This window comes from Xylophilus sp. ASV27 (assembly GCF_016428875.1).
GTDB lineage: Bacteria > Pseudomonadota > Gammaproteobacteria > Burkholderiales > Burkholderiaceae_C > Xylophilus.
In genome coordinates this window covers 1-6,753 of the sequence record NZ_JAELTO010000162.1, presented here as the reverse complement: position 1 = coordinate 6,753, position 6,753 = coordinate 1, and the positions used below count along the sequence as shown (strand labels likewise).

Below are 6,753 nucleotides of genomic sequence, written 5' to 3'. Positions count from 1 at the left end.
CTCGGTGAAGCTCGGGCTGCAGGCCAAGCGCAAGCGCGCTGGCTGGAGCCTGCCCTATCTGGAGCACCTCATGGGCATGGGAGCGGCTCTGGGGATGGGGGGCTCTGGTTAGATGCGATTGCCCTGGATGCCTGGGCTTTCAGCTATCTATTAGATAGCAAAAACTCGGCGCTCAACCCCCCAGCCGATGGGCCAGGGCCGCGATCCAGACCGCGGCGCAGAACAGCACGCTCAGCAGCACCGCCGCGCTGCCGATGTCCTTGGCCTTCTTGGCCAGCAGGTGCCACTCCGGGCCGACGCGGTCCACCACGGCCTCGACCGCGGTGTTGAGCAGTTCCACCACCAGCACCGCGAGCACGCTGCCGGCCAGCACCGCCACCTCGACCCAGCCGCGGCCCAGCACGAAGGCCGCGGGCAGCAGGACCACGGCCCACGTCACTTCCAGGCGGAACGCCTTCTCCTCCCAGGCGGCGGCCAGCCCCTGCAGGGAATAGCCGGTGGCATGCAGCAGGCGCCGCAGCCCGCGCCGAGTCTTGTGCTCGGCCGCGGCATCGTTGGAAGCGGAGGATTCGGGACTGGTCATGGCACGACGTGGGCAGGAATCGAGGTGGCGGACGCAGGCGCGGGCTGCAGGTGGATGCGCGCCTCGAAGCCGCGCGCGCCGCCGGGCAGGGGGGAGAGCAGCTCCAGCCGCCCCTGCAGGGCCGCCACGATGGAAGAAACGATGGACAAACCCAGACCATACCCTGCCTGCATGGCGGAGTCGCGTACATGGCGGCGGCGCAGCGCATCCAGCCGGCCCGGCGCCACGCCCGGGCCCTGGTCGCGCACGGCCAGCGTGCACGGCGGCAGCACCAGCAGTTCCACCCGGCTGCCCTCGCCGTAGCGCAGCGCGTTCTCCACCAGGTTGCGCAGGGCGATGGCCAGCGCGTCCAGGTCGCCCAGCGCCAGCGGCAGGGGCGCGTCGGGCACGCGCAGCACCAGCCGCGACATCGGCTCATGCGCCTGCCAGAACTCCTGCGCCACGGTGGCCGCCAACTGCGCCAGGTCCACCGGCGCCTGCACCCGCGAGGCGGCCGACTCCGCGCGCGAGAGCTGCAGCAGCTTCTCGGTGCGCTGGCTCAGCACATCCAGCGCCTGCACCGCGGCCTGCACGTCGGACGCGGCGAGCGGCCCCTCCAGCGCGGTATGCAGCCGCAGGCGCACCGCCGCCAGCGGGGTGCGCAGCTCGTGCGCGGCGTTGGCCGCCAGGGCGCGCTCCACGTCCAGCGCCTGCGCCAGCCGCTCCAGCAGGCGGTTGAGGTGTTCGCCGACCGAGCGCAGTTCCTGCGGCATGCCGGCCAGGTCCACCGGGCGCAGGTCGCCACCGTCGCGCTGGGCGATCTGGGACTCGAGCCGGTGCAGCACCTGCAGTTCGCGGCGCGCCACGGCCCCCAGCAGCACCGCCAGCACGGCCAGCACCGCGAGCATGGGCGTGGCCAGCCCCAGCAGCACCTGGCGCACCGCGCGCCGCCGCTCGGGCCGCGGGTCGGCCAGTTGCAGGAACAGCGGGCGCGTCGGATGCCGGGCCGTGAAGACACGCCAGCCGTCCTTGTTGAAGAAACCCTGGCGCAGCGGGATCTTCTGGAAGAAGCCGGCGTTGAGCGCGGCGCGCGGCAGCAGCAGCACGCGCCCGCTGTCGTCCACCAGGCGGTAGACCAGGTCCTCGGTGCTGGCCAGCGGCTGCGGCTCCAGCAGCGGCGGTGCGCCGGGCGGCGGCATGCCGGCCAGGTCCAGGTTGTGCACCGCCACGTCGATCATGCGCAGGGTGCTCTCTTCCAGTTCGTTGTCGAAGTTGCGGTTGATCTCGCGGTGCATGAACACCACCACGCCCGCCACGCACAGGATCCAGACCGCCGTGACCCACAGCAGCAGCACGCGCGTGAGCCGCCGCGCCAGGGTGTCGGCCTGCTCGCCGCGCAGGCGCAGGGCCTCTGCCGTGCGCAAAGCGGGGGCGGCCCTCACTCGGCCTCCTCCGGCGCATGGGACAGGCGGTAGCCCAGGCCGCGCAGGGTCTGGATGTACTCGCGCCCGAGCTTGCGGCGCAGCCGGCTGATGAACACCTCCAGCGTGTTGCTGTCGGTCTCGCTGTCGAAGCCGTAGAGCGCGTCCTGCAGCGTCTCGCGGGTGTGGATGCGGTCCGGCCGGGTGGCCATCACGCGCAGCAGCGCCCATTCCTTGGCGGTGAGCAGCACCGGCGCGCCGTCCTTGCGCACCGTATCGCGCGACAGGTCGATCTCCAGCGCGCCCAGGCGCAGCACCGGCGTATCGCCGCCGCCGCGGCGGCGCTCGATGGCCCGCAGCCGCGCCAGCAGCTCGCCCGGGTCATAGGGTTTGACCAGGTAGTCGTCGGCGCCGGCATCGAGCCCGCGGATGCGGTCGCTGACCTGGTCGCGCGCGGTCAGCACGATGATCAGCGGCCGGTCCGACAGCGCGCGCAGGGCCGGCATCAGCGACAGGCCGTCGCCGTCTCCCAGGTGCAGGTCCAGCAGTACCGCCGCGTAGTGCGCCCCGGCCAGTGCCGCCCGCGCGGATGCCAGCCCGTCGGCCACATCGACCACGAAGGATTTGGCGCGCAGGTAGCCGCACACGGCATCGGACAGGTGTGCATCGTCCTCGACGAGCAGGATACGCATGCGAAGGGCCTCGCAGAGCTTTCGGACGGCCCAGTGTAGGGCGTGTTGCCGCGGAGTCTGAACGGAAGCTGACCTCTTCGTTCAGGTTGTTTTCACCCTGGTTGGTTAACTTGCGCCGCATGCCCGAACCCTCGTTGACCTTGCCTCTGGTGCAGGCGCCCGCGTCGCCATCATCCGTTGTCCCGCAGCGCCTGCGCAACGCCCTCTCCCGCCCGCGCTCGCCGCGCGCCGCCGCCCTGCTGCTGGCCCTGTGGCTCACCCTGGCCGGCAACCTGGCACTGTGGCGCGCCCTGTACCGCCTGGCCGGCCAGGGCGAGCTCGGGTCGCGGCCCTTCTGGCTGCCGCTCGGCGGCGCGCTGTTAGTGATGGGCGCCACCGCCGCGCTGCTGGTGCTGCTGGCCTGGCCGCGCGTCTTCAAGATCGGCGCACTGGCGTTGCTGCTGGTGGCCGGTGCGGCGCAGCACTACATGCTCGCCTACGGCATCGTGATCGATCCGTCCATGATCGGCAACGTGATGCAGACCAACGCCACCGAAGCGCGCGACCTGCTGGGCTGGGGCCTGCCGGGGCAACTGCTGCTCGTCGCCGGCCTGCCGGCGCTGTGGCTGGCCCGCCTGCGCCTGCGGCCCGCCGGCGCCTGGGGCCACCTCTGGCGCAATGGCGTGCTCTTCGTCGTGCTGCTGGCGGCCACCATCGGCGCGGCCCTGGGCATGTACCGCGAGTTGGCACCGCTGATGCGCAACCACACGCAATTGCGCTACATGATCAACCCGCTCGCCAGCGTGACTTCCAGCATCGCCGCAGCCATCAAGCCCTGGCGCCACCGCGGCGATGGAAAGATCGTGAGCATCACGGCCGGCACCCGGCTGGGCCCGAGCTATGCCGCCGCCGGCGCCGCCGCACGCCCGCCGCTGTTCGTGCTGGTGGTGGGAGAAACTGCCCGCGCCGACCACTTCGGCCTCAACGGCTACGAGCGCGACACCACGCCCGAGCTGGCGCGGCGCGGCGTCACCAGCTTCCCCAACGTGCACTCCTGCGGCACCAACACGCTCGCTTCGGTGCCCTGCATGTTCTCGCCGCTCGGCAAGATCGGCTTCGAGAAGCGCAAGGCGGAATCCGAGGGGCTGCTGGACGTGCTGCAGGCCGCAGGCCTGGGCGTGCTCTGGCTGGACAACCAGGCCGGCTGCAAGGGCGTGTGCGACCGGGTGCCCCATGCCTCCACCAGCGACCCCTATCCGCCCGCAGCCGAGGCCGCGGCGCGGCTGTGCCGCGACGGCGAGTGCCTGGACGAGGTCATGCTCGCCGGCCTGGACCAGCGCATCGCCGCGCTGCCGGCCGAGCGCCGCGCGCGCGGCGTGGTGCTGGTCATGCACCAGATGGGCAGCCACGGCCCGGCCTACCACCGCCGCTCATCCCCCGCCGCCAAGCGCTTCCTGCCCGAATGCACCACCCATGCGCTCGACCAATGCAACCACGACGCGCTGATCAACGCCTACGACAACTCCATCGCCGAGACCGACCACTTTCTGGCCCGCACCATCGACTGGCTGCAGGCCCAAAGCGGGCACTACGCCACCAGCATGCTGTACCTGTCGGACCACGGCGAGTCCCTTGGCGAGTACGGCCTGTTCCTGCACGGAGTGCCCTACGCCTTCGCCCCCGAGGTGCAAAAGCACGTGCCCATGGTGCTGTGGATGGCAGACGCCTTCGCCCAGCGCGGCCACACCAGCCGCACCTGCCTCACCGCCGAGCGCAGCCGCGCCCTCACCCATGACAACCTGTACCACTCCGTACTGGGCATGTTGGACGTGCAGACGCCCACGTATCGGGCCGAACTGGATGCTTTCGAGCGCTGCAGAACGACGGCGGGGTGAGAATTTGCCAGCTGCGCCGCGCACGGCGCGGCTGTTTCCAATCCATGCGCTCACGCAGGGCGCGACGTTCGGCGTGATCGGGAGCCCCGTGGCCGTGTCGAGGTTTCAACCCACGCGCCCACGCAGGGCGCGACACCAGGGCCACATCGAGTACATCCCTGGTCTGTGGTTTCAACCCACGCGCCCACGCAGGGCGCGACGGTGATCGTCATAGTGGGCCTCCGGTACGGACGTAGTTTCAACCCACGCGCCCACGCAGGGCGCGACAAGGTTGCGCACCATCGCGTCCTTGCGTTGCTCGTTTCAACCCACGCGCCCACGCAGGGCGCGACCCGGCTCTGTCTCCAGCCGCTCCGCGGCCAAGCTCACGTTTCAACCCACGCGCCCACGCAGGGCGCGACTCGGTGCTGCCCGATGCGCAGAGCCGCGATCGCCCGGTTTCAACCCACGCGCCCACGCAGGGCGCGACGTACTTCGGCGCGAGCGAGACCGTCCTGGTCACCGTTTCAACCCACGCGCCCACGCAGGGCGCGACGCGGCATTGCTGCGCGCCGAGGGGTATCACGTGGAGTTTCAACCCACGCGCCCACGCAGGGCGCGACTGGGCGGCAGGATCAGGTCGGCCGTCGCGAACGTGTTTCAACCCACGCGCCCACGCAGGGCGCGACGGACCCGGAGCGGCGCAAAGAGCAGGGGCACCAGGTGTTTCAACCCACGCGCCCACGCAGGGCGCGACACGGCATAGCGCTGCCGGTGAGCAACGGGCACTTGTTTCAACCCACGCGCCCACGCAGGGCGCGACGCTCATGGGCTTGTCCGTTCAGGGCGGCCCCAGCCGTTTCAACCCACGCGCCCACGCAGGGCGCGACCGCCGGCTGTGCCAAGCCCGCGACGAAGCGCGAAGGGTTTCAACCCACGCGCCCACGCAGGGCGCGACGCCGCGGCCGAGAAGGTAGACCCTGAGTTCGCCGAGTTTCAACCCACGCGCCCACGCAGGGCGCGACGGGCGTGACGACAACGTCATCGCCTGGAGCGGCCAGTTTCAACCCACGCGCCCACGCAGGGCGCGACCCATCCAGCGCCTGCAGGCGGAGCTGGCGGCTGTGTTTCAACCCACGCGCCCACGCAGGGCGCGACCATCGCGTTTGGCGCCACCATCGCCCACTGCGAGGTTTCAACCCACGCGCCCACGCAGGGCGCGACCAAGGCCGTTCGCAAGGAGCCCGAGGAGTCGGACAAGTTTCAACCCACGCGCCCACGCAGGGCGCGACTGCCTTGCGCACGCAGGATCTGCTGGTCGATGTCGTTTCAACCCACGCGCCCACGCAGGGCGCGACCCTGGCCGTTGGTGAGGGCGTCGCGCTTGCCGCCCGAGTTTCAACCCACGCGCCCACGCAGGGCGCGACCCGTGACGTTTGGCGGCTTGTCGAAGGCATTCAAGGTTTCAACCCACGCGCCCACGCAGGGCGCGACACCAGGTTGCCGCCCCACAGGTCGGTGATCGCGCCGGTTTCAACCCACGCGCCCACGCAGGGCGCGACCGGTGCGGACCCGTCCCTTTTGCCGACATGGGACGTTTCAACCCACGCGCCCACGCAGGGCGCGACGCCCACGGCCATGTTCCGTTTCAGCTCTTCGGTGCAGTTTCAACCCACGCGCCCACGCAGGGCGCGACCTTGCCCGCGCGGTCATCCTCGGTGATCTCGTCCAGGTTTCAACCCACGCGCCCACGCAGGGCGCGACCAGCGTCTGCGTGCTGCTGCTGCCGTACCAGTAGGTTTCAACCCACGCGCCCACGCAGGGCGCGACCCTGGGCGTGATCAACATCATCGGCGTGCGCGAAATGTTTCAACCCACGCGCCCACGCAGGGCGCGACGGTATCTGCTGAACGCCTCGGTCTTGTGTTGACTGTTTCAACCCACGCGCCCACGCAGGGCGCGACGCGCTGCATCGGCAACAGGTGGGAGACCTGTTCGAGTTTCAACCCACGCGCCCACGCAGGGCGCGACCCCAATTCGCCAACACGCCCGCCGGCTCCGACTTGTTTCAACCCACGCGCCCACGCAGGGCGCGACCGGTGCAGCGCCATGCGATCGGGATTGCCTTCGCCGTTTCAACCCACGCGCCCACGCAGGGCGCGACCAGGTCATCTGGCGCCACCAGGATAAGCCCGTGATCGTTTCAACCCACGCGCCCACGCAGG

Annotated in this window: 4 protein-coding genes and 1 CRISPR repeat array; of the genes, 1 reads left to right on the top strand and 3 read right to left on the bottom strand. The window is 70.7% G+C overall.

All coding sequences use genetic code 11. From position 1 onward, the window contains the following. Positions 1-172: 172 nt before the first annotated feature. From JHD63_RS21235 to JHD63_RS21225, 3 genes are read right to left on the bottom strand one after another with little or no spacing between them, the layout of a single operon-like run. Positions 173-583 (bottom strand): diacylglycerol kinase, encoded by a 411-nt coding sequence (locus tag JHD63_RS21235; RefSeq protein ID WP_198972789.1) that lies wholly within the window; start codon positions 581-583, stop codon positions 173-175. After that, the gene (locus tag JHD63_RS21230) at positions 580-2,004 is read right to left on the bottom strand and encodes a sensor histidine kinase (RefSeq protein ID WP_370590607.1); all 1,425 of its coding nucleotides are present in this window, start codon (positions 2,002-2,004) and stop codon (positions 580-582) included. The genes JHD63_RS21235 and JHD63_RS21230 overlap by 4 nt, the downstream gene beginning before the upstream one ends. Beyond that, entirely contained in the window at positions 2,001-2,675 is a 675-nt protein-coding gene (locus tag JHD63_RS21225; protein ID WP_198972788.1) for a response regulator, read from the bottom strand. Before JHD63_RS21225 ends, JHD63_RS21230 begins: the two co-directional genes overlap by 4 nt. Positions 2,676-2,794: 119 nt before the next feature. Here JHD63_RS21225 and JHD63_RS21220 point away from each other — a divergent pair, with 119 nt between their 5' ends. Beyond that, positions 2,795-4,549 (top strand): phosphoethanolamine transferase, encoded by a 1,755-nt coding sequence (locus tag JHD63_RS21220; protein ID WP_198972787.1) that lies wholly within the window; start codon positions 2,795-2,797, stop codon positions 4,547-4,549. A 34-nt stretch (positions 4,550-4,583) separates the two neighbouring features. After that, positions 4,584-6,692: a CRISPR direct-repeat array (repeat unit 32 nt; unit sequence GTTTCAACCCACGCGCCCACGCAGGGCGCGAC). Positions 6,693-6,753 lie beyond the last annotated feature (61 nt).

Coding starts and splice junctions, on each gene's coding strand:
- JHD63_RS21225 (WP_198972788.1), bottom strand. CDS start 2,675: ATGCGTATCCTGCTCGTCGAGGACGATGCACACCTGTCCGATGCCGTG.
- JHD63_RS21220 (WP_198972787.1), top strand. CDS start 2,795: ATGCCCGAACCCTCGTTGACCTTGCCTCTGGTGCAGGCGCCCGCGTCG.
- JHD63_RS21235 (WP_198972789.1), bottom strand. CDS start 583: ATGACCAGTCCCGAATCCTCCGCTTCCAACGATGCCGCGGCCGAGCAC.